We start from the raw sequence: 24162 nt of genomic DNA, 5'->3' as shown, positions 1-24162 counted from the left end.
TTATAACACCGATGCGTTTTGTAACCGTCTAGTTAATTTCTGAAAACCATCATCTTCTGCGGCAGCCTTTATTGCTTTTACTTGTTGATAGATTTCTTTTACTTTCTTGTAATTTCTTTTTCCTTCTTCTTTGTTTTGTTCGACATCAAGAAGCAGGTTTACTTGTTTAATATAAGCATCAACGCTATCAGGATACTCTTCCATCGTCCGTGCATATTGTTCAATTGCATGCTCTGTAGAACCCATCTCTTGATAAATGGTACCGATCGTTACCATAACACCTTGTTTGTCCGCAACGCCTGCATCTAATAAAATTGTGTAATATTCAATTGCTTGATTAAAGTCCTCACGCGCGCTTAACGTATCATTCGAGTTAATGCCTCTGCTATAAAAGGCTTGCGCAACTTTACGCTGGAAATTTAATTCATATTGCAAATCTAGTGCATCATCGTTTAAAATCACTAGCATCTCCATGGTCTTTTCTAGTAACGTGATTGCCTTTGTATTCGCTTCTTGAATTTGACTTTTATAGGATAAATAAATATTTGCTAGTGCGTAATAATTCTCGATTTTTTTATTATCATTCGCAAGTCCATCCGTGTAAGTTTCAAATGCTGCTAACTCTTCAGAGAACGCTTGATAGTCAATGTTTAAACTACTCATTGTCGTTGCTAATGTCTTATAATACTGGACATCCGGTATATCTTCAGCGTCTATTTCTCTAAAGTAGCTTAGGGCCGCTTTGTAATCTTTTTTTATATCAAAGTACGTCATCCCTACTTTAAATAAAACTGCTTCATTCTTATCAATTCCACCATAACCATTGTCGATATATTGTTCTATCTTAGCTAAGCCAATATCCGTTTCTTCTCTATTAATATATAAATCTAGTAGACTTATATAGGCATCTGCTCTTTTATTATCCACAGCCATTGCAGTTTCCAACATACTAATGGCTTCTGTCTCATCACCATCAATCAATTGGCTACTTGCTTCGTTCATTAATCCGATATAATCTTGAAACTGTTCATTTTTCATACCTGAATAACCTAAAATGGAAGTAGTAGTAAACCCTAAAAATAATACTGTCGGAATTAGAAAAACTGTTAATCGTTTAACTAACTCCTTTTTATATCCTTGGGTTAACTTTTCGATATTAGCTAAATCAAAAGAAAGTTCGGCGCAGCTTTGGTAACGGTTATCTGGCTCAAGTTGCGTACATTTATGAATAATGTGCTCTAATCCTTCGGGTAAAGATGGATCCCAATAGCGAATTGGTTTAATTTCAAAGGGTGGCTCACTAAGACTTCTTCCTGTAACCAGATGATAAAGGGTCACACCTAAGCTATATATGTCTGTTCGTGCGTCTGTTTGCTTTCCTGAAATTTGTTCGGGGGATGCATATGCTTTTGTTCCCAAATTAGTCGTATCTGTCGAATGATCAACTTTAAATTCTCTGGCAATTCCAAAATCAATCAGTTTAATCGCACTATCTGGCGTTAACATGATATTATCAGGCTTCATGTCTCGATAAATAATTGGGTTAGGCTTTCTAGTATGTAAATAACCGAGGACATCACTTAATTGTTTCGCCCATTTTGTTACGTCTTTGGCCGCTATGATTTTTTCTCTATCGAGTTTTTCTTTGAGCGATTCGCCTTCGATATAATCCATTACGACGTATATATCGCCTTTTGATTCGATAATGTCATAGATTCGCGGCAACGCAATATGTTCTAATTTCTTCAGCATGTTTGCTTCAACAACTAAACTATTGATTAACAGTTCATCATTACTACCTTCTCGTTTACGAATATCCTTTACTACTAATGACTTATTGAGCCGATTATCCATTGCTAAGTAGACAACACTCATACCGCCTCGACCGATTTCCTTCAGAATCTCATATCTACCATCAATAACTGAACCAATCTGTAACACCTTATTTCCTCCCCTCTAGCTAACTTTGATGTACAATGCAGAAATGTCATCTACTTCTCCACGCTGTTTAACCAGATCTACTAAACTCTTGAGGATAGCTTCTCCCGTCTCTTTCGTTTGAATCGTTGGATCAGATAGTTTAGCTACAAACTCTTCTTCTTTTAACTTGTGATAGAAACCATCTGTACATAACAAAAAGGACATCCCTTGCGTCAGTGTCCCAGTTGAAATAACAACATCAATCGTATTATTAACACCGATACATTGAAGTAACACATGCCTTTTCGGATGATTTTGCGCCTCTTCTTTTGGTATATTACCTCTGGCAACCTCACGAGCAACAAGTGATTGGTCTTCTGTTAACTGTTGCGGAGAGTCCGTGATTACATATGCTCTACTATCACCAATTTGGACAATATAATAATGCGTATCTATCACGAGAAACGCCGTTATTGTTGTGCCAAGTTGCACCTGATTATCTTGACCGTAGGCTATAATTTTTTCATTTAACAAATTAATTCTTGCATCTAAACTTTGTTGAATACTGCTACTATAATCATCTGACTGCAAGAGTACTGGTAACGTTAACGAAAACCAATCAGACATTCCCCTAACAACCGTAGCACTCGCTAGCTCCCCTTGTGTTAAACCGCCCATCCCATCACAAACGATAAATATGCCTACTTTTCCTTTTGATGTATCTGCTGTTTTAATTAAGAGTGCATCTTGATTGGCTTGTTTATTCTGTCCAATACTTGAGTAATATCCAGTGATAAAGTCCATCAATATCCCTCCTTTTCATTCCATATCAACTAACAACCTATAAGAAAAGACGTACCATACGCTTCTTCCTTTTAACTTTTGTAGCCACAGGTTTAATAATTACCAGCGTAATATTATCTGTCGCACCTGTTTGATTAGCGACACGAATCAACTCTTCCGTAAATGTCTGCAAGTCATGTTGATTATTCTGATAGTGCTCTACTAGTGTTAAAATACTTTCATCAGAGAATAGTTCATGAAATCCATCACTACAGAGAAGGAAGAAATCACCTACTTGGTAAGAATTCTCAGCAAAAAACGGATCAAGATGATTCTCGATACCTAAGCATTGCACTAATACATTTCGCTTTGGATGTGTACGCGCCGCTTGTCTGGATAACTTTCCTTCTCGAACTTGTCGATTAACCCATGTATGATCTTCGGTTAACTGCCTCAGCGTTGTTTCCCCTTCCAAGGCTTCTGTTTCCTCATCCGCTTGATAAATGCGCTCTGTTTGCAAGTAATTCGAGCATTTTGTCACGTGTTCGAGTTGATAAATTCGGCTATCCCCGACATGGGCAAGCAACGATCTTCCCTTGTATAGCAACAACAGGGAAAGTGTCGTACCTAGCTGCTTCCCATTGCGCTTTCCATAATCAATTACCTCTTGATTCAATTCTATTAAAAGCTTGTTTAACTCGATTCGCAATGTCAAAAAAGGATGGGTAGAGCTAAAAATCCGGTCGATATTATTCGTGAACCAACGATTAATCTGATCAATGACCATTCGACTAGCCACTTCACCACCTTGGTAACCACCCATACCATCTGCGACCATTACAAGCATGAGTTGATCTGCATTCGGATCTGTGAAAATACGTAAAAACGCTTGATCCTCATTCACTTGTCGCACTGGTCCGCAATCTGTGGCTAAGCCATATTCCCATGCATTTTTCACTCTATTCAACATGTGTTTAACCTTTTCGGAAAATATATGTTACTTTTCCAATTGTAATTTGATCGCCATCAGTTAGTTGATACACTTTGTACGCTACCATTGCTTCTCCATTATGCTTACTACCATTTTTTGAACCCAAGTCTTTAATCGTAAAAGCTTCCTCTGCTTGGTTTATTTCAATATGCGTACGTGAAACACCAACTGCATCTTCCATGTAATGAACAGTCGCAGCATCGCGACCAATTAAGAATGGCGACTGATTAAAAAATATCTTTTCTGTTTTACCATTTCGGTTAATTTCAAAAAATGCTCCGTCTTTTTGTGGTGGGGTGCTCTCATCTAACAATACAGTTTGATCTGGTTGAGAGAGTAACGTTGTTTGATGTTGGAGCTCTTGGAAGTATGTCTTACCATCTGTAGTTGCAGATACTTGTTGTTGGACATCGTCTACTTCATCTATTTCTTTTGGCGAAATACCTTCCTTTACGTTATCACCTTTTTGGTTTTTCTTCGTCTTTTGCTTCTTCTCTTTCACTGGTTTACTCTTGTCTGTTTTTGCTTCTTTTGAACCCGAACTTTTATAAACAAACATAAAGTAGTAAGAAGCAGCTGCAACAAATACGGATAGACCAACACTAATGTAAAGCATCGCTTCACTTGCTAACGCTTGATATAGTTTCCATACGATCGCTAGACCAAAAATCGCTAAACAAATAACGATAACTTTACTCGGCCCCTTCTTCTCTTCTGTTTCCGTTTGTGTTTTTGTTTCTTTTGCTTCCACCTGTTTTTTTGGTTTAATTGCTACTGGCTTGGATACAGATTGGGGTTGCACAGGTTTCTTTTCTGAGATTGGATTTGGTCTATATTCTACTTTATCTACTACTGGAGCAGCTGTGTTTGATTGATTTCTTAAGGTATTCAACTTTTTCTTTAAGGCATGCACATTAAAACTTGGATCATTTATGTAATTGGTCAACTGTTGTACGCCGCTACCTGTTAGTTCATTAACATGTCCAACTAACTTAAAGAACAAATCTTTAAACTCATCCCTTAATTCAGGCTTCCCTGACACTTGTGATAATGGCAAATAGGTTAAATGAATATCTTGGAAGTCTTTTTCAATAAAAATAAAGTCCTCATCCAAAATGAAGTTTTGCTCTTCCAACATATATTCCATACTTGCATCGATTGCTGCAACAATCTGATAAAGCAATTGATAAAATTCTTGCATCGATAACTTTTTCTCACGTAGTACTTGAGATAGAATTTTTTTCGCTGTTATTTCATAATATAGTTTGACATGAAAATCAATTTCCTCTACTTCAATCGGCAATACTTTCTCAATCTCATTGGACTTCAGCATATTGACCTGAATAGCTGCTAAATCATCACTTGTTAATGGATTTCCTTCTCGACTAATGATCATGAAATGGCCATTTTGTTGGGTGAAATCATAATTCAAATTAGAAATTGTCGGACGCATGGAACTTCCCCCCTCTTTTCTTAAAATCAACTTAATAAAATAAGTAAACTGTCGCAATTACGCCTGGAAATACAGCATACATAAACGGAAAACGAACAATTTCTGTTTGATTAAGCTCTGTTTTCATTTCCTTGTCTTTTGAAAATATAGAAACAATAAATGTATAGCAGATATACACCATTCGTTTAACAAATTTCCTTCTATACAGTAGTAAGAGCATCGCAATTAACCCAGCAAATAAAATCGAATACATCATGCTGTATAAGGAGAATTCCATCCCTGTAATCGCCCCAATAGCAGCGAATAACTTAACATCTCCCGCACCGACTCCCTTGAATAAATAAAGTAAAAGTAATATTGCAGTACTAACAACAGCCCCAAGAGCCGAGAAGAAAAAGCCAGGAAAACCATCAACGATAAAAAAGTAACCAATACCTGAAAAGACGCCACTTACTGTCAGCCAATTCGGAATCTTGCTGTATCGTACATCTTTATAAAATGCAATCAAAATGAAAACTGCTAAAATATAATAATTCATGGCCATATTCATTCCACCTCCTAATCCTAATCTTCTACCCCATTACCTAACCAAGCTTTTTCAACCGCTTTTTTCTCCAAAATAAACGTTCGCTCAATAAATGGAATAGGCAAATCTATCTCATATCTTGTTACGATTTCAACCGTCGTTGCACCACTAATAACTGGTAAAACTACTGTTTTCACTTTTACATTATCCTTTTCGACAATATTCATTTGATCTGCTTCAACTAAATAGCTTTGAACCAATATAGTTAAAGCATCTGCTGCCATTCCGTTAGCTCCCTCCTCTAATTTACCAATTAGGTCTGCGGTTAAAGACGCGGTTAATTCATTCTCGATTAATGCTTTGTTGTCTCCTAAATCCGCCGTAATCTCCTCATACTTATCCGTGACCACGTTTTCGACTGCATCTCTCGTTACTTGCAATGGATACACTTGTGTTGCAATCTGCTTTGCTGTTTCTGAAGTTGCACGATTTAACGCAATATCTGTTAACGCAAATTTGATCATATAAAGCAAGAATACTAGAAATAAAATAAAGAAAGGCATAAATACAGCCGCTTCCAATGTAATGCTCCCATCTTCTTTTCTACGAAGTAATTTCATCTTTGTCACCTCCCAAAAGATCACCTTGAAACTTATAATACTTCTATTCTTAAACATATATTTTGAGATTTTCAAGGTTTATAACATCGTATCAAAGCTCACTATAATCTAATTACTCACTGGACTTTTAGACCTATTTAGATTTCACGATCCTAATTACTTCTTCGCCATCCCCTTTATATTCCAATATGTAAGCAAATGTACTTCCGTCATAACTTATCGATGCGGTAACAATTCTCATCGTCTCTGCATCAAAGTCTTCGTCTGTGTAAATCAGATTACTTTCACCATTATCAACATCTTGAATATAGAACTCTCCTTTTTTATTATCTATGTAAAAAATTCGATTTTCATCTATAGCTGATGGTGAATCTCCTTGACCTAATTCCTTTACTTCTTTTGTTTCAATATCAAGTGCATATAATTCACTTCTGTTTCTAACTCCTAAAACAGAGTCATCTTCGACTTGAATATGTTTTACAAAATATAGGTACTTTCCATCAGCAGAGCTTATATAGTCCTGATCAAGAAAATAGATAGAATCGTCTTGTTCAAGTACTTTTTCTACTTCTTTCGTTTCTCGGTCATAAATAAATACTGTGTTTTCTGATGCTGGACCATCATAGTCTTCATTCGTATTAACCCGAGCTAGAATAAATAATTTCTGTCCATCAAATGAGTAATGTACATTGGTATCATAGAAGCTATCCCCATAATACCCTTCTAATTCTGTTGTAAGGTCAATGGTTTCCATCGTATCGGATTCTAAATCAATAGAAAGAACTTCTACTGCATCTTTACCATCTTTGACATGATTAGTTTTTATTCCCTCTACTACTTCTCCATTGCTGTCCTCTACCATAAAACTCTTGTAAGTAAATGTTAAATACTCATCTTTATCAATTACATAGTCCTTACTTTCATCACTGATAGGATCATAGAATTTATACGTATATAAATTCCCACCATCTGTTCCAGCTTCAATATCCGATTGATAACTAGTTACTTTCCCTGAATGAGTGAGGTTAGAATGCATATTAAACCCCTCACCTTCCAAGGTTTGCACATCACCATCCACATAAACCTTCATCGTGTATGTATTTTGTTTACCTTCAACATCCTCACCAAACAAAACAACTTGACCCGCCTTATCAATATGTATGGAATTAGATGGTTCTGTTTCAAACTTAATTTCCTCTTTAAGAGAGTAGGAATTACCACTGCCTTTTGTTGACTCGCTTCCTCCACAGGCCGCTAAAATTAAAATAAGTAGTATAACAAAAACAAAAACAATTTTTTTATTCAAAATAAAACTCCTTTTATATTTTTAATTTTTAAAAATATTTATGTCTAAATCCATTCTTATAGATACTGGAATAGGAGAAATTCTAGTTTTAACCACTTTTCTCATCTGCATCAAAACGCCATGTTAACTCTGTAGCAACTGTAGATAGAGCATAGTTAACTATTAATTCGTAGTAATCTGAGTTCTCTTGATCAAAAAGGAACTGGCCCTCCACTGTTTCACCTAAACCTATTTCTCCTTTAAGTATTTCAACAGATTCAAAGTCAGAAATATTTCCATACCCGATATCCCCGTTATTAAATATTTTTGCTCTGTATACATCTTCTCCCTGTATCACTTCTTCTCCAATATTTGTTAACGAAAAATTCACAAGTATAAATACTTCATCTAAAGATTTCTCATCCTCAAATTCATCGAGAATTTGAAATGACTCAACAGTTACTTCATAATCTCCTATTGTGCTTTCTACTTGACCGGTTTCTCCTAAACTAAGTACGCCCTGTCCATCATTACCACTCTCTTCCTCAGCAGTATTTTCTTCCTCTAAATCTTTTGTTTCCTCACTGCTAGCGTCATTATCTACTTCTTCATCAGTTGTTTCTGACACTTCAGTCGAGTCTTCTGCTCCATCATCACTGTTACAACCTACTGGTACAAACATAATTACCATTCCTGCAAAAATTAACTTTATGATGTTCTTCATTTTATACACGCTCCTTCTCAGATCTCATCCCTTTCCTTTTCCTACAATCTACCTTCGTATTTGCCAGAAAAGGAAAAGGGAGATCCACATCAAAATGATCGAATAATAATTGACCAGTCGTTTCCTCTCCAGGAGCTATTTCACCTTCAAAATCATTAACTGAACTATATCCAGGGCTATTACCTACACCATATCCATCTTCACTAATATCAAAAAGGTCTGCACTTGCAATATCACTACTCTCAATGGCTTCCTCATCTATGTTTTTCAAGGTAACATCCACCAATATAAACACACCAACGCCTGGTTCAGCATAAGAATCCCCATCTTCAACTTTTTCTAAGAAAGGGCTAGTGCTGACACTAACCCTTTGTCTGTTTATTCTTCTTCTGGTTCTTCTGGTTTTCTTACCTCAAACTCAAAACGCCTGTTAAGTTCAGGGTTTGGTATCCCGTACCCTTCACTGTCGACCTCTATATGCCCCGGTGTCAGTACAATCTGATAGTACCCCTCTTTGTTTGTGAGATAAATCATAGTACCTGTAACCGTGTCGTCTGTGTCTAAAGCGTCTAAGGCTAAACTCGAGACTCTTGTTTCGCCCATTCTGTCTATCCTGTCCCCTGCACCCTTATGGTAAACTTCAGCGTCTAAATCACCACTACCATGCATTTCTATGGTGTCATCGCCAATTTTCTTAATGGTATAATCCACTAATAATCGGTTGTTGTCTAATTTACCGAGGTCTTCCGTATCGTCTGTTAATCGCGGGTTTGATACGACCACTTCATAGGTTGCGTATTCATCTGTAATGGTTACGGCTTCACCTAAATCGTAAAATTCACCATCAAATTCAGATAGATTTTCAAAATTATCATCTTCCTCTGATTGATCTACTGATTTTTTTACAATGTCTAAACCTGTTTCTTCGTCAACACCACACCCTGCTAGCACCATTAGGCTAAGTGCTACGGCTGTTCCTACAATTGCTATTGTTTTTGCTTTCATCAATCATCGTCCTATCTTTTTTATATTGTCTACCCATTACGAGTCACGCTGTTTGCATCACCCCCTTTACAAAGTAAATCGGTCAGTGAAAGTCACTGACGGGGCGTTATCCGAGCACTCAGGTGCAATCGTTCATGAACCGCCGTTGGCGTGACTTCAAAATCACCCAATACCGTTTCCATTGTTCCCGTTCACCTAAACTTAAAATTTCCCCTTCGGAATCTGATGATGAGTCAGGTACATCACTATCTGATTCATCACTTTTAGCTTCATTCACTTCTTCTTCTGTTGTTTCATTTTAGCCTTCTGCTACTTGATTTTCACTCGTTTCATTAGCCTTATGATTGTTACAGCCTACTAGTACAAACGCAATTACCATTCCTGCAAAATTAACTTTATGATGTTCTTCATTTTATATACACTCCAGCTTGACTCCTCAGATTAAACTCTTTTCAAAACTAAAACTTACTTTGCCTCTTCTGCGGAAAATCCCCATTTTATTTGGTTTGATACTGTTTCTAAACCATAACCAAACATCAAACTATAATTGTCTGTTTTAGCTTGATCAAATAATAACTGACCTGAAATTTCCTCTCCAGATTCTACTTCACCATCGAATGCGTCAACAAATTTATAATAATCTTCATTAAATTCTGCAATATCATCACTATCTATAAGCGCTGCACTATCATTCACTAAACCACTACTATCCACTGATTCATCACCAATATTTTTTATAGTTAAATTAATAAGTACAAATACTCCATTACTTGGTTCAGCTTCTTCAGTAGCTTCTAAAAGTTCAAAAGAAGTTGGGGTTATTTCATATGTACCAATGCTATCTTTAATTATCCCAGTCTCACCTAAACTTAAAATTTCTAATTTAGAATCTGACGATGAGTCAGATTCGTCACTTGCTGATTCATCCCCTTCAGCCTCTTCTGCTTCGTAGTCTTCTCCAGTTACTTCAGTCGAATCTTCTGTTACCTGATTATCACTCGTTTCATTAGCTTCGTCATCATTGTTACAACCTACTAGTACAAACCCAATTACCATTCCTATTACCATTAACTTTATTAGATTCTTCAATTTATAAACGCTCCTTCTCAGATCTCTTCCCTTTCCTTTTCCTACAATCTAGCTTCGTCAATTGCCAGAAAAGGAAAAGGGAGATCTAAATCAACCCTTTTCTTTATACTATTTATTCTGCCTCATCTGCAGTGAACTCCCACGTTACCGCGTTTGATACCGTGCTTAAATCTGCTCCGAATTGAAGTTGATAATAATCTTCTTTAAAATGATTAAATATCAATTGACCAGTCATTTCCTCTCCAGGAGCAATCTCACCTTCAAAACTTTCTATTGAGCTAAATGTTGGATTGTCAGTCGATCCAGCCCCATCCCTATCAACTAGATCTAGACTAATAATATCGCTACTTTCAAGAGGTTTGTCATGAATGTTTTTCACCTTAACATCCACCACTACGAACACACCATTACCAGGTTCAGCATAAGAACCATCATCTTCAACTTCTTCTAAGAATTGAACCGCACTTGGTGTCACTTCAAAATTCCCTAATATCGTTTCCATTGTTCCTGTTTCACCTAAACTCAAAATTTCTCCTTTGGAATCTGACGATGAGTCAGATGCATCACTATCCGATCCCTCACTTTCCGCCTCATCCGCTTCACCAGCTGTTTCTGACGCTTCAGTCGAATCTTCTGTTACTTCATTATCACTCGTTTCATTAGCTTCATCATCATTGTTACAACCTACTAGTACAAACGCTATTACCATTCCTGTTACCATTAACTTTATTAGGTTCTTCATTTTAAACGCTCCTTCTCAGATCTCATCCCTTTCCTTTTCCAACAATCTACCTTCATAATTGCCAGAAAAGGAAAAGGGAGATCTGCATCAACCCTTTTCTCTGAACTATTCTATCTCTATTAGAATATTACTCAGCTTCATCTGCAGTGAATTCCCAAGTCAATTCATTGGACACTGTACTTCGTCCATATCCAAATACAAGTTTATAAGAATCTGATTGCCCAGTATCAAATAATAACTGCCCAGACATTTCCTCCCCCGGAGCAATCTCACCTTCAAAATTTTCTAATGTGGGAAATGTCGGATTACTAACTACACTATCTCCATCCTCACCAAAAATGTGTACATTAGTAATATCGCTGCTCTCAATGGCTTCGTCATCTATATTCTTTAAAGTAACATCTACCACTGCGAACACACCGTCATTGTGTGGTTCAGAATAAGGTCCATCTTTAATTTCATCTAAGAATCTAACCGCCGTTGGTGTAACTTCAAAATCACCCAATACCGTTTCCGATGTTCCAGTTTCACCTAAACTCAAAATTTCTCCTTCAGATTCTGATGAATCAGTTTCATCGCTTGCTGATTCATCCCCTTCAGCCTCATCTGTTTCGCCTTCTCCAGCTGTTTCTGACGCTTCATTCGTGTCTTCTGTCTCTTGATTTTCACTTATTTCGTTAGCTTCATCATTATTGTTACAACCTACTAGTACAAACGCAATTACCATTCCTATTACCATTAACTTTATTAGATTCTTCATTTTATACACCCCTCTCAGATCTCATCCCTTTCCTTTTCCTACAATCCACTATGTCAATTGCCAGAAAAGGAAAAGGGAGATCTGCATCAACCCTTTTCTTTGAAGTATTCTATTAAAATATTACTCTGCTTCGTCAGCAGTGAATTCCCACGTTACTTCATTCGATAAATCACTAGTATATCCATATCCAAATATAAGGATATAAGGGTCTGTTTCCCAAAAATCAAATATTAACTGCCCAGAAACTTCTTCTCCAGGAGCAACCTCACCATCAAAATCTTCTACAGAACTATATCCTGGAGTATTACCTAAACCAGCATCTGACATATCAAAAAGATCTGCTGTAATACTTTCGCCACTCTCAAATGCCTCATCACCAATATTCTTAACAGTAACATCCACCACTATAAAGACTTCATTACTTGGTTCAACATTCGAACCTCCATCTTCAATTTCTTCTAGGAATTTAACTCCCGTAGGTGTAACTTCAAAGTCACCTAATATCGTTTCCATTGTTCCAGTTTCACCTAAACTTAATATTTCCCCTTTAGATTCTGAGGAATCAGTTTCTTCGCTGGTTGATTCCTCCCCTTCAGCCTCATCCGTTTCTGCTTCTCCTGCTGTTTCTGACGCTTCATTCGAGTCTTCTGTCTCTTGATTTTCACTCGTTTCATTAGCTTCATCATCATTGTTACAACCTACTAGTACAAACGCTATTACCATTCCTGTTACTATTAACTTTATTAGATTCTTCATTTTATACACTCCTTTTTAATATGAAAAATGTGCTTCATTTGTAAATTCAAACATATTACCATCCACATCACCATTTAATGCGCCAGTCACATCGAGGGTCTTTGCTATTTCTGGTACAAACAGTAACCGTGAGGATGCTGTCACGTTACCCTGCACATAAGTCATTTGTTTGGTCAATTCTAATTCTGTATCTTTTTCAATCACTGCCATGATTCGTTTTAATCGATTATCACCACTTGGATTCATAAATAAGAATAGCCTTAGATAATCATGATAATCTAACATTAATTTGGGTGTTATTTTATCCATGAGTGGTGATTTCCGACCATCACTTATAGCATTCATATCTTTATACGTTTGCTCCAACGCATAAGCTAAAGCTGCAACGAATACCCCTAGTGGTGTTGGTACTTTTGTCACCAGTTTGTCTGCAAAAGCATCAATGAAATTCAATGCAAAGCGAATAACAAACAGTTGAGCCAGTGCGGCAGAATAATTAGCTCCTGGTTCTTTTAAACCGTACAAAATATACTCAACTTCACGATTATCAAACTTATAATCCTCAGAATTACCAATACCAGTAGGCTCTGCACTCTCAAAATGCATCAATACGTACTCATTTACGTATAATTTGTCACGGGAATGTACTAATACATTTCCTAGACTACTGAATAAGCTATCTACCAAGTCCATTGCATCGCCAGCACTTTTACTAGCGTCATCGCCTATAACTATTTTTTCTAATTTTGCCTCATCCTCTGCCAACGCATTGTAATCAGCAATAATTTCTTCTAATTGTGTATATATTTCATCATCACTTACCAGTTCATCCCAACCATCTAACATTTCCTGTATTTTGTTATTATTATTCTCCGCCTTCGTCTCATCTGCTGCTGCAGTTTCACTTTCTTTAAATTCTTTTCGGTCATCGATTAATTCCTTCGTTCCTTTTGTTGTTTCTGCTATCCCACCGTCAAGCAATTCATTGATTTTATTTAAATCTCCTTGTAAACTTTTTTGCGTTGTGTCGTCTTTTTCAATAGCGTCTTTGACACCTGACACAATGTCTGGGATATCCTTTAATTTTTCGATTGCTGCATCTACAGGTGCACTAATCTGTTCGAAGTAAGAGGGATCATATGGATAGTTCTTAAATTCTTCCGTGTTTGCTTCCATTTCACCTATAGCTTCATCTATCTTTCCATCTGGTGGTGCCTCTGCCTTACTTATCGCATTCCCATAGTTGTCTTCACTATTTTCTTCTGCCTTATCTATTGCATCTTGGATTGCCTGATTATGCACTTTTGCAGCTTCTATGTCCTCCTTGACTTGCTCAAGGTCGTCGACTATTTCTTTTATTAAAGTCTCCATTTCTTCTGCTTTTGCTTTTGCATCTTTTTCAAAATCTTCTATGTCTTGTTCTTCTTCATCAATTAATATTTCATTATCTGCTTGTTCTTTCTCATTTTTCTTGATTTTATCTTCTATATCTTTTATTTCTTCCTCTGCTTCTTCGATGAATTCTTCTAGCTCTTCTCGCTCAGAATCGGGTGTATCATCGTCCATTTCTTCTAAATCTTTTTTATGTGTTTCTAAGGCTTCTTCTGTGCTCGTTTTTTTACTCTTCAGCGCAGTCTTCTTATCTTTTAAAGCTGCATTAGATTCTTCCAACACCTCTATCACTTGAGGTGCTTTTTTATAGGTATCATAGTGCACTACTATGTCTTTAAAACTAATAACCTCAGGATAATCATTTCCCTTGGTTTCTATCATACTTTCCTTAAATGTATCAAGCCTTTTCTTAATCGAGGCTTTTTCACTTGTCCCTTTCTCTAATGCTGCTTCTGAATCATCAAGGAGCTCTTCACGATCTTCAAAATCCTCTTGAATTTCTTCTGCGATATCAACGAATTCTGAGGCGCTCCGCATTGCTTCTGAAACAAAACTAAACTTTTCTAGTAAGTTCTTCGTTATTTCTACTGGTGCTTTGTATTTCATTTCTTCAAGGATTTGATTCTCCAAGATGTCTGGGTTAGCTAGCGGACGTGATGCTACTAAACTGCTGTCCACTATTTTTGGATTAATGAATTGAAACGATTCTTCATCCACATCAGATTCAATATTCGCCTTGATTATTTTATCAAATATATCTTGTGCTTCAGACTCTTCGATTCCAAACAAGCCATAATTTCTTAATTCGCTTTGATAACTAGCTAATGAAGAACGAACTGCACTTTGCAGGGCATATTCGGTTTGCTGTTCTGCTGCTAGGATTCGGGCATAGTCAATTAGAATTGCATTAAACGCAAAAACTATTGCTGTTATTAAGATGAAGAAGAGCGTAACTGACCCTTTAACGTCAGTTTTTATTTTGTGTATGAATTTTTTCACTGGCCACCCCTCCCTAGCAACTTCACATAAATGACTTTGTTTTATTTTGCTTTATTTTTGTATCTTAGTTTGAAATGCTATCCTTTATCTCCATCCCATACTGAATAATAAAGTCTGTCATCCGGATTAGTTCGACTGGGTCTTTGACCGACGCATATGCCGTCGCTTCAAAGTCACCACTTGATATCAAACCAACAATATCAGGTACTTTTAAATTGCCTGTCACAGTCACCTTCACTTGGGGGTTAATCGCTACACTAGCTGGCGCTTCAATCGTCACGTTACCACTCGGAAACATTGCTTGACCACCCGTATTCGCGTGTTCGATCTTATCATCTGTAACGCCACTATCCCCTATATCATCACCAAAAACTTTCTTGATAAAAGTTTCGCCAATATAATTCGTGCGCCAATACAAACCATCCTGATCATCCATTGACGGGTATTCATAAATTTCAAATGCACCCGTTTCAAAATCTTTTTCACTATTATCCCAAGTAAAGGCGACGCGTTCTGCAATGATGTGCGCCCGCTGGAAGATGACTACTTTTTGGTAGATGACCAGACTAAATAGGATCATTGCGATCGTAACGATAAAAATGGTTGGGAAGATCAACGTTGTCTCTAAAGTGAACATTCCCTTTTCTTCTCGCCTTAGCTGCTTTATTCTTTTTAAAAGGCTCATAGGAATCCTTTCTTGTCTTATTTACAATAAATAGGACTGTTTCATTAGTTCCCTAATTTATTCTCCAGGTATCTTGGTGTCAATATTTTCAAGAAGCTTCTCCACCCATGAAGTTAATTGATCACTAAACAATAACGCAACAGCTACTAGGACAACTACAATAAGTAAGATTTCTAACGTACCCATTCCTTCTTCATCATTCCAAAAATTGATAATACCTGCTTTTATTTTCTGCATATAAATTACTCCCTTTTGTCTATTTATTTTACAAATACCAAGAACGGCACAAATAACTTTATCCATTTCCGACTTGATCTTTGATTACACCATTAAAATATTCTAAGCGCTGGAAATGCTACGATAACTAAAACAACTACAAATATTAATACCATTGGAAAGACTAATTTAGATGAAGCCTCTTCACCTCGGGTTTTAGAAATCGTTTTTCGTTTTTCCCATAAACCCTGTGATAATTCTCGTAATGATAACGATAATTGATCGCCACCACGGCGGTAGTTTAATAGAATAGTAGTCGTAAATACGGATACCTCTTGTACGGCACATCGTTTACTAAAATCCTCCAAGACATGACCAAAGGATTCCCCGTTGCGAATCTTTGTTACTGCTTCACCGAGTTCTTTGTACAGTGGATTTGGATTATCTTGCTTCATCAATGTGCAACGAACAATCGCTTTTTGAACTGTTTCACCAGCATTCACTAATAACGCAACCTTGCTAGAGAATTCTGGAAGCTCGAAGATGATATCTTGTTTGCGTCTTGTTGTCTTTTCTCCTAGCTTTTGAATCGATATTGCCGGCAAAATCAAGGCTAATATGAGTCCAATGACGATGAACCGCTTGTCACCACCGCCCAACAAAGCAAATACCGCACCACCGAGCAAACAGATCAGCGCACTAGAGACAACTTGTGCGAGAAACATTTTCGTATATTGTGGAACAGCTTTACCAGCCATATACAACACGGCAACCCTTTGCTGAATCACTATTAAGCGTCCTGCTAACCGTTCGATTAATTTCGTCTTATCTATTAGATACAAAGAGGCAGGTGCCAGAAATACAAATTGAAAGTCTGCTTTATTCTCCTCAATAAAGGTACTGTATTGTTTACCTGCTAACACAAACAGTGTTAATACAGCGCCGATTATTACAACACTAGTAATCACTATCGGTACCATCGCCATCACACCTTAATATTCATTATTCGTTGGCAAAGCCAAAAACAAAATCCTAACGCAACTAAACAGATTGTCATCACAACTGGCCCTAATTCAGACCATTGGTACAGTGGTGCCATATAATCACCTGATGAATAGGTGAGCAGGCCAATCATTACAAGTGGCGCTACAGCTAAAGCATTTGATTCAAACTTCTTTTGCGCAACCATAACGGCAATTTCTTGCTGAATCTCAAACTTTTCACTAATCATGTTCGAGGTTCTTCGAATGACCTCAACCAAGTCCCCACCTGTTCGTTTACACGTCACAAAAACATCTGTAAAGTTTGTAATGTCTTCAACAGCTGCTCTATTGCTGAAGTCTTCTATCGCAGTTTCAATTGATTCTCTGTTCGCAATTCGTTTATTAATAAGTTCAAATTCCTTAATGATCAATGTGTTCGGATCCGGATACATTAAATATAAATCCTTTGTTACTTCTAGAAACGCATTCTCAATCGAACGACCAGCAACAAGTGAGGAGGATAATGAGAATAACGCTTGCTGGAACTGTCGGCTTAGTTCATCTTTTCGCTTTTGAATTAGTTTTTCCTTACGCAACTTAGGATAGTAAAATCCTAGTGCTGAAAAAATAACAGCTGTTATCACACTTTGATAAAAAATATAGCCAATCACAAAAAGAAGAGCAGCAGCCGCTACAGAAATAAAAATATACTCCGGTTTCTTAAAAACATACGTATTATAGTCAATTGCCCCCATACTAGCTTTTGTTTCTGCAAGTGGTTTAGGCTTTTCTTTGGTTAACTCAGATGTTTCTTTAGGTTTATTCTTTTTCTTATCATAAATAATAAATGCAATAACTGTAATGACTACCGCTAATACAGCTAACAAAATAACGTCTATTTTGCTCACCTCCTTTTAGCTTGTTTATTTCTAAGCTAACCCAGCTAACTCTAGTTTCAATGTGTTTTGCAGCGCGTTCCCTGTTGGTTTCAACGCACCAACTATCTTGCCATTCTCATCTTCGGAGTCTTCAACAAATTCATATATTGGATTAAGTTGAATATCACCATCTACCACACCAATCATTTCACTGATGGTTACTACTTTGCGTGAATGATCACGTAAACGCGATAAATGAATCATGATATCAAGTGCAGAACTAATTTGCTTTCGAATAACTGGTATTGGGAAATCAGCCCCACTTAGCACCATCGTTTCTAAACGACTAATCATATCAATCGTTGAGTTCGAGTGACCTGTCGATAAAGAACCATCATGACCCGTATTCATCGCTTGTAGCATATCTAATGCTTCTACGCCACGTACTTCCCCTACAACGACTCGGTCTGGACGCATTCGTAAGGAAGACTTTATTAAATCACGAATGGTTATTTCCCCTTTACCTTCCGTGTTCGCATTTCGTGTTTCTAAGCTTACTAAGTTAGGGATCTTACTAATTTGTAATTCAGCAGAATCCTCTATCGTAATAATTCGTTCTTCTTCTGGGATGAAATTAGAAAGCACATTTAGAAAAGTCGTTTTACCAGAGCCTGTACCACCACTTATAAAAATATTATATTTTGCTAAAATTAACTTATAAATGAATTCAGAAACCTCTTTGCTTATCGAACCTTTATTAATTAGGTCCTCAATTGTTAAAGCCTTCTCCGGAAACTTCCTGATCGTCATGGTTGGACCTTTCAATGCGATTGGCGGTAAAACAATATTGACACGGGAACCATCTTGAAGGCGCGCATCGACAATCGGACTTGATGCATTTACTGTCCGGTTTACTCTACCAACAATCATTTGGATGATATCCTCTAACCTATCACTATTTTCAAAGTGAACATCTGATTGAACAATTGCTCCATTACGTTCGACAAATATCTCTTCATGACTGTTAATCATAATCTCCGTAACTGTTTTATCATCAATCAAAGGTTGTAAGACGTCTAAACCACGAAATGAATTGTATACACGCTCAACAAGTGTTTTCATCTTATTTGCTGTTAGTTGATATTGGCTTGCATAATCAAAGACGAGCGTTTCTATATACGTCTGTAACTCTTCATCATTCATTTCTTGGCGTTCATTTAACGTTTCTCTAACACGATCAATTAGCGCCTGTGTTGTTTGTTCATCCATCATGGAGCACACCTCTAGATTCGAGTACATGCTGATATAGCTCTCGAATATATTGATTGAAAATCGGAATCGAGGAGAGTTGCTCGCTTCTGACTACCTCTTTCCATTGCGGTACGTATGGTAAGTAAGCAACAATATCCAAATCATAGTCTTCTAATTTCGTATTTACTTTACCTGTATACCGGTTTAAAACTAGCGATACACGGTCGCTAAAGCTCGCATCATTTAAAAATGCATGAAGTTCTTCTAACAAGTGACTTGTTTTATGAAAACTGTAGCTATCATTATTTAGTAACCAACAAATATGATTGCTTAACTTAAGCGCAGTCAAGGAACGCTCGTCTATCGAACTGTCTAAATCAATCACTATGTAGTTATACTTGTTGATACCTACCAAGGTGTTGATTAGTTGTTCCAGTTCTTCTTCTGTAAGTTCTTTCATTTCTTCTGCACTTGGGGCTAAATGAAAATAGTCAATATTTGTTTCGCTATCCGTAATGCTCATTTCCTCTATTTTGGCTGCCAGTTGTTCCTCATTTGTTTTCACATAATAGAGTAAAGGGGATGACGACTCTTTATTCGTTACATCAAATAAAAGTGGCGTAGAATTAATTAATTCCAAATTCAAATATAAAACAGTCGCTTCTTGGTCAGCCATCTCTCGTGCTAAATTAAATGCTACCGTCGTCTTACCAGTACCACCACTCGCTGCAAACACAGAGATTACCTCCGTACTTCCATCACTCATTTGTTTCTTTTCCTTTTTTCCACCACGCTCATAATGAACCTGTAATACTTCTGACAGTATGTTTCCTAAAGGTTGATACTTACGCACTTGCGGATAAGCCGTATCTTCTTCCATCTCTTCTTTTAATTGGATAATGGAATCGACCAACTTCTCATCTTTCGGTGGAGATAATAGCTCTGGTGAGCATAATAAGACATTGATATGTTCCCCACTAGATAAGAATTGCGCTAAACGTTCTTGTTGAGAGAATAGCTTTACATCAAAACGTGAAGCAAATTCAGAATTTCTTATGTAACGCGCAAACGATTCAATATACGTCGCATCTTGATCTGCAATGATTAAACTGATTTTTTTCATTTTCGCCCTCCCAAAATGGATATTTTAAATTATAGCAAGTAGTTTCAATACCCCACCTAGAATAAGCACAAGGGAAAGAACGCCCAGAATTATAACAATGCGCATATGTTTATTATCCATCTTATGCCTCCAACATTTTTTAAATAAAGAAAAAAACAAAAAACATAAAACAGTGTATCATCTTATGTTGTATTTACTAGTTAGTATTCATAATAAGCCTAAATCTTCTCAATTAATTCATATATGTACAAAAACAGTCATATATTTGGTTATTATTAACTTTACAATTAATTTCCTATAATACATATAGGTATTTGGAACCAACTTTCATTTTTTTCCATATAATTGTTTTTAACTCACAGTGGTAAAAGCAGGCTTATATACTTAGCTAAAACCCTTTTTATGTAAAATAATAAAAATACACTTTTATCTTAGCAGTTGACTGATGTGCTATACTTGCCTTCATTAAACGTTTTTAAGCAAAATGTCTGATTTATAAGCATAGGATTTTTATACTAGGACTCTATCATTATTTATGATTTTAGGTGCATTTGAATTTTGGATGAAGTTACCATACTATTGTAAAGATGGGTTTTATATAAAAAACCTATGTGTATTTATAATACTATTAAAAAGAGGAGAGATTTATTATGCATTGTACAAAATGTGGGCATCCATTATCTCACGAAGAAAAGTTTTGTTCCAATTGTGGAAAGCCAGCAAGTGATGATATAGCTGCTACAACGGAAACAGCAAACTTAGAAGTAACGGCTGTCGCTACAAGCACCAACGAAACAAACGAAAATCAATTCATGGAATCTGTTAAGGAGATTAGTTCAGGTTATATAAGCACGTTAAAAGATGCTGTAGTAAAACCCTATCATGCTAGTAAACAAGTTATCGAGGCAGATAAAACAAATGGATTAATTACACTAATTCTTTTCGCTCTTTTATTTCCATTACACACTTATATTAATCTATTAAAAGGTTGGAGCACCCCTAGCTTTTGGGGAGCATATTTATTACCTGTCCTATTCACTTCACTTATATTCGCTGCCTTTATTGTCATTGTATTCGGTGTTGTAAAGCTAATGAAAGTTGAGAAAGTTTCCCTCTTTCTTATTACTGCTAAATTTGGACTATTAATGATCCTTCCAACTGCAGCAATGTTAATCGCAGTATTTTCATCATTAATATCTGCTACATTTCTTGGTGTTATGCTTAGTTCCTTTTCACTTATGTTAGTTTCTATTGCAGCAATTGTATCGGTCTTTTCAGCTTCTTCCCAACCTTCTAACGATAAAGGACTGGATATATACTATTCCATTTTACTTATGTTTATTGCGATGTCAGTTGTTATTTCGGTTTTAGGTGCTAGTATCATCGCAAATGCACTTGAACAAATTGGCGGAGGCTTTTTACCCTACTAGAAGTAAGCTAATGGAAGAGTTATTTATACACTCATCCATTAGCTTTTTTTTGGCTAAAACCCCTCCCACCTATAACTAGCTTGCATACCTCTTTTCTAACGTCAGATCATGTATTTTCAATTATAACGTAAGGAAATACTCGGTTGGGAACCTATTTATAATTGGCGCGATGAAGTTAAAAAATTGTAATGCATGCTTCTGAATCGCTCTAATTTTACAAACTAAAGATAAACTCATAATTTTCCTGTATAAAATAAGCCTTTATTTCTCATCTTATACCTAGAGGTGATGTAATGATGAATCGCGCGATTACAACGGCTTTAACAGGAATAGTTACAGCACAGTTTTTAAAGGTACCATTAAACTATTTGGAAAACGGCATTTGGGATTGGACAAAACTTTTTGGTACAGGGGATATGCCAAGTTCGCATTCCTCCGCCGTTACATCCCTTACTACATATGTAGCCTTGAAAAAGGGTGTACCCTCAGTAGATTTTGGCGTTAGTACGATCTTTGGTTTAATTGTCATGTATGATGCAATGGGAATTCGTTGGCAAACGGGAGAAATTGCGATTGCCGTAAATGACTTGAATGAACAAATAGACGAACTTTCATTTGACCAAAGTGGCGTTTACCACGAAAAACGAGATCGAGAATTAAAAGAAATGCTCGGTCACTTGCCAATTGAAGTGGCAGGTGGTGCTATGCTCGGTGTTGCAATCGGTGTACTAAGTTATTTAACTGAAACGAAAAAAACAAAGAAAGCGTCAGATACCTCTAGATAGGTTATGACGCTTTCTTTCTATTTAATTTGCGATAAAAACGCCTCATAGATCGCTATTGCGTTATCCATTTTTACATTTAGTTCATCGTCAATTGTTTGTAATTCCGGATTTTCTCTAAAATAAGTAATCGATTCTTGTATCCCATCCTCAAAATTAGTTGTTGCTTGATAGCTAGGAACAAAGGATTTTATCTTGCTGTTGTCAACAACATAACTAGTAGAGGCATCACCAAATAACGATCCTTTAAACTCCGGCATAAACAGGGATATACATTCTGAGGTCATATGCATAATCCTTGGTTTAACACCAACAGCTTGACCTAAAAGACCAAGATATTGATCCCATGTTTTAACCTCATCAGAAGTGATCTGAAAGGCCTCCCCAATTGTTTGGCTATTTCCCAATAAACCAACTAAACCTTTTGCAAAATCGGTATTATGGGTGATTGTCCATAATGAGCTTCCATCACCTGGTACGATAATCTTCTTGCCGTTTATAATCCGATCAATCAATGTCCACGGATGTTCGCCACTTGTAACAGCAAACGGTATACTCGTATTTCCATATGTATGTGAAGGTCGGACAATTGTCATTGGAAAATCATTTTCACGAAATTCCTGTCTCAATCTATCTTCACACGCTATTTTATCACTAGCATATTCCCACCATGGATTATGCTGTGGCGTTGATTCATCGACCATGTAATGATGCGGAGGTCGTTGATAAGTAGCGACAGTACTAATGAAAATATACTGATCTGTTTTACCAGTAAAGTAAGCAATATCTCGCTCAATATCCAATTCTTTAAATACGATCCAGTTAACAACCACATCAAAATGTTGCTTATCTAATAACGCATTCATTTCCTTTCGGTTGTTAATGTCACCATAAATCACTTTAGCCCCCTCTGGTACGAAAGATTTTCGGTTCCCTCTATTTAATAAGTAAAGCTCAATCCCTCCTTCTACAGCTGCCTTTGAAACTTCTTTGCTAATAAGCCCTGTTCCACCAATAAATAATACTTTCATTTAATCGCTTCCTCTCAAGCATAAATTGTCTATGTAATCTATTCTATTCGTTTTTGTAAGCGATTACCATGGTTGAATATGTAGAGAAGATTGAATATTAAGTTTTCAATCTTTTTATGAGACTTTTTATTGGAAATAAGATATGATTGCAAGTAAACATACGTTGGATAGGGTGAAGAAAATGCATTTAAAAAAACACACAGACTATGCCTTGCGCGTTTTAATGCTGGCTGGTTCAAAAGAGGATAATACGTTAACTAGTATTAAAGAAATAGCAGACACCTATTCTATTTCGATAGAACATGTTCGAAAAGTCGTTTTTCAGCTAAATAAATTAGGTTTCATTCAAACTAGTAGGGGTAGAAATGGTGGATTAAAACTTGCGCAAGATCCGCATGAAATTAACATCGGAAAAGTAGTACGGTTGATGGAGAATGACTTTGTGATCCTAGAATGCTTTAACAGGGAAACAAATCAATGTATCCTTAGTCCAGCTTGTAAGTTAAAACACGCATTAAATAAAGCACTACTTGCCTTTTTTCAAGTATTAGATGCCTATACGCTAGCAGATGTGATTGAAAACCAAGCAGACTTAAAAAGTTTAATGGACTTCAGTTAATGGCGCTTTATGTCTTGAAAACGTGTGTGTATCTTACTGTTTATAATAAAATAAACGAGTAATTCAAAGCTATCTATTCCAAATGGAGAGAGGCTTTTTTTATTTGCGTGCGCTTTTCT

Annotated in this window: 25 protein-coding genes; 3 read left to right on the top strand and 22 right to left on the bottom strand. The window is 36.6% G+C overall.

Annotation, left to right across the window (positions count from 1 at the left end):
- The 21 genes from D2K60_RS01170 to D2K60_RS01070 all read right to left on the bottom strand — a co-directional run bounded on the left by D2K60_RS01170 (window position 1) and on the right by D2K60_RS01070 (window position 20181).
- Entirely contained in the window at window positions 1-1941 is a 1941-nt protein-coding gene (locus tag D2K60_RS01170; RefSeq protein WP_117168168.1) for a serine/threonine-protein kinase, read from the bottom strand.
- A 15-nt stretch (window positions 1942-1956) separates the two neighbouring features.
- Entirely contained in the window at window positions 1957-2724 is a 768-nt protein-coding gene (locus tag D2K60_RS01165) for a PP2C family protein-serine/threonine phosphatase (protein WP_117168167.1), read from the bottom strand.
- Window positions 2725-2761: 37 nt separating this feature from the next.
- Window positions 2762-3673: a PP2C family protein-serine/threonine phosphatase gene (locus D2K60_RS01160; RefSeq protein WP_117168166.1), complete on the bottom strand. Its 912-nt coding sequence runs from the start codon at window positions 3671-3673 to the stop codon at window positions 2762-2764.
- A gap of 4 nt (window positions 3674-3677) precedes the next feature.
- Complete coding sequence (locus D2K60_RS01155) at window positions 3678-5147, bottom strand: DUF6382 domain-containing protein (protein ID WP_117168165.1); 1470 nt, start codon at window positions 5145-5147, stop codon at window positions 3678-3680.
- A 31-nt stretch (window positions 5148-5178) separates the two neighbouring features.
- The gene (locus tag D2K60_RS01150; RefSeq protein WP_162880664.1) at window positions 5179-5691 is read right to left on the bottom strand and encodes an A24 family peptidase; all 513 of its coding nucleotides are present in this window, start codon (window positions 5689-5691) and stop codon (window positions 5179-5181) included.
- Between the two features lie 20 nt (window positions 5692-5711).
- Window positions 5712-6293, bottom strand: coding sequence for a TadE/TadG family type IV pilus assembly protein (locus D2K60_RS01145; protein WP_162880663.1), 582 nt, complete (start codon window positions 6291-6293; stop codon window positions 5712-5714).
- 133 nt (window positions 6294-6426) lie between these two features.
- Window positions 6427-7599 carry a TolB family protein gene (locus tag D2K60_RS01140; RefSeq protein WP_117168162.1) on the bottom strand — a complete coding sequence of 391 codons (1173 nt, stop codon included), beginning with the start codon at window positions 7597-7599 and terminating at the stop codon, window positions 6427-6429.
- Window positions 7600-7687: 88 nt separating this feature from the next.
- Window positions 7688-8302, bottom strand: a complete 615-nt coding sequence (locus D2K60_RS01135) for a DUF4352 domain-containing protein (RefSeq protein ID WP_117168161.1) — start codon at window positions 8300-8302, stop codon at window positions 7688-7690.
- 1 nt (window position 8303) lies between these two features.
- Window positions 8304-8684, bottom strand: a complete 381-nt coding sequence (locus D2K60_RS01130) for a DUF4352 domain-containing protein (protein WP_117168160.1) — start codon at window positions 8682-8684, stop codon at window positions 8304-8306.
- Window positions 8681-9307, bottom strand: a complete 627-nt coding sequence (locus D2K60_RS01125) for a hypothetical protein (protein ID WP_117168159.1) — start codon at window positions 9305-9307, stop codon at window positions 8681-8683. Before D2K60_RS01125 ends, D2K60_RS01130 begins: the two co-directional genes overlap by 4 nt.
- A 465-nt stretch (window positions 9308-9772) precedes the next feature.
- Window positions 9773-10396, bottom strand: coding sequence for a DUF4352 domain-containing protein (locus tag D2K60_RS01120; protein WP_117168158.1), 624 nt, complete (start codon window positions 10394-10396; stop codon window positions 9773-9775).
- 112 nt (window positions 10397-10508) lie between these two features.
- Window positions 10509-11138 (bottom strand): DUF4352 domain-containing protein, encoded by a 630-nt coding sequence (locus D2K60_RS01115; protein ID WP_117168157.1) that lies wholly within the window; start codon window positions 11136-11138, stop codon window positions 10509-10511.
- Between the two features lie 127 nt (window positions 11139-11265).
- On the bottom strand, window positions 11266-11898 hold the full coding sequence (locus tag D2K60_RS01110) for a DUF4352 domain-containing protein (protein ID WP_117168156.1): 633 nt from the start codon (window positions 11896-11898) through the stop codon (window positions 11266-11268).
- A 120-nt stretch (window positions 11899-12018) separates the two neighbouring features.
- Window positions 12019-12654 carry a DUF4352 domain-containing protein gene (locus D2K60_RS01105; RefSeq protein ID WP_117168155.1) on the bottom strand — a complete coding sequence of 212 codons (636 nt, stop codon included), beginning with the start codon at window positions 12652-12654 and terminating at the stop codon, window positions 12019-12021.
- A 15-nt stretch (window positions 12655-12669) separates the two neighbouring features.
- Window positions 12670-15045 carry a DUF5702 domain-containing protein gene (locus D2K60_RS01100; protein ID WP_117168154.1) on the bottom strand — a complete coding sequence of 792 codons (2376 nt, stop codon included), beginning with the start codon at window positions 15043-15045 and terminating at the stop codon, window positions 12670-12672.
- A gap of 64 nt (window positions 15046-15109) precedes the next feature.
- Window positions 15110-15682, bottom strand: coding sequence for a hypothetical protein (locus D2K60_RS01095; protein ID WP_117168153.1), 573 nt, complete (start codon window positions 15680-15682; stop codon window positions 15110-15112).
- Between the two features lie 105 nt (window positions 15683-15787).
- Entirely contained in the window at window positions 15788-15967 is a 180-nt protein-coding gene (locus tag D2K60_RS01090; protein ID WP_117168152.1) for a Flp1 family type IVb pilin, read from the bottom strand.
- Window positions 15968-16059: 92 nt separating this feature from the next.
- Complete coding sequence (locus D2K60_RS01085) at window positions 16060-16926, bottom strand: type II secretion system F family protein (protein WP_162880662.1); 867 nt, start codon at window positions 16924-16926, stop codon at window positions 16060-16062.
- 5 nt (window positions 16927-16931) lie between these two features.
- The gene (locus tag D2K60_RS01080) at window positions 16932-17837 is read right to left on the bottom strand and encodes a type II secretion system F family protein (RefSeq protein ID WP_240335206.1); all 906 of its coding nucleotides are present in this window, start codon (window positions 17835-17837) and stop codon (window positions 16932-16934) included.
- A gap of 21 nt (window positions 17838-17858) precedes the next feature.
- The gene (locus tag D2K60_RS01075) at window positions 17859-19079 is read right to left on the bottom strand and encodes a TadA family conjugal transfer-associated ATPase (RefSeq protein ID WP_162880661.1); all 1221 of its coding nucleotides are present in this window, start codon (window positions 19077-19079) and stop codon (window positions 17859-17861) included.
- A complete protein-coding gene (locus D2K60_RS01070; RefSeq protein ID WP_117168149.1) occupies window positions 19069-20181 on the bottom strand; it encodes an AAA family ATPase in 1113 nt (370 codons plus the stop codon). The genes D2K60_RS01075 and D2K60_RS01070 overlap by 11 nt, the downstream gene beginning before the upstream one ends.
- 650 nt (window positions 20182-20831) lie before the next feature.
- Between D2K60_RS01070 and D2K60_RS01065 the strand changes: the two genes are divergently transcribed.
- The gene (locus tag D2K60_RS01065) at window positions 20832-21611 is read left to right on the top strand and encodes a zinc ribbon domain-containing protein (RefSeq protein WP_117168148.1); all 780 of its coding nucleotides are present in this window, start codon (window positions 20832-20834) and stop codon (window positions 21609-21611) included.
- A 293-nt stretch (window positions 21612-21904) separates the two neighbouring features.
- Window positions 21905-22396, top strand: coding sequence for a divergent PAP2 family protein (locus tag D2K60_RS01060; RefSeq protein ID WP_338048323.1), 492 nt, complete (start codon window positions 21905-21907; stop codon window positions 22394-22396).
- A 17-nt stretch (window positions 22397-22413) separates the two neighbouring features.
- Here D2K60_RS01060 and D2K60_RS01055 read toward each other — a convergent pair whose 3' ends face one another.
- On the bottom strand, window positions 22414-23424 hold the full coding sequence (locus tag D2K60_RS01055) for an NAD-dependent epimerase/dehydratase family protein (protein WP_117168147.1): 1011 nt from the start codon (window positions 23422-23424) through the stop codon (window positions 22414-22416).
- Window positions 23425-23605: 181 nt separating this feature from the next.
- On the opposite strand from D2K60_RS01055, the gene D2K60_RS01050 reads away from it, so the two are divergent.
- Window positions 23606-24043 carry an RrF2 family transcriptional regulator gene (locus tag D2K60_RS01050; protein ID WP_117168146.1) on the top strand — a complete coding sequence of 146 codons (438 nt, stop codon included), beginning with the start codon at window positions 23606-23608 and terminating at the stop codon, window positions 24041-24043.
- Window positions 24044-24162: the final 119 nt, after the last annotated feature.

The organism is Paraliobacillus sediminis (genome assembly GCF_003426055.1).
The sequence above is the reverse complement of the archived record's forward strand: the minus strand, read 5'-3'. Positions and strand labels throughout refer to the sequence as shown.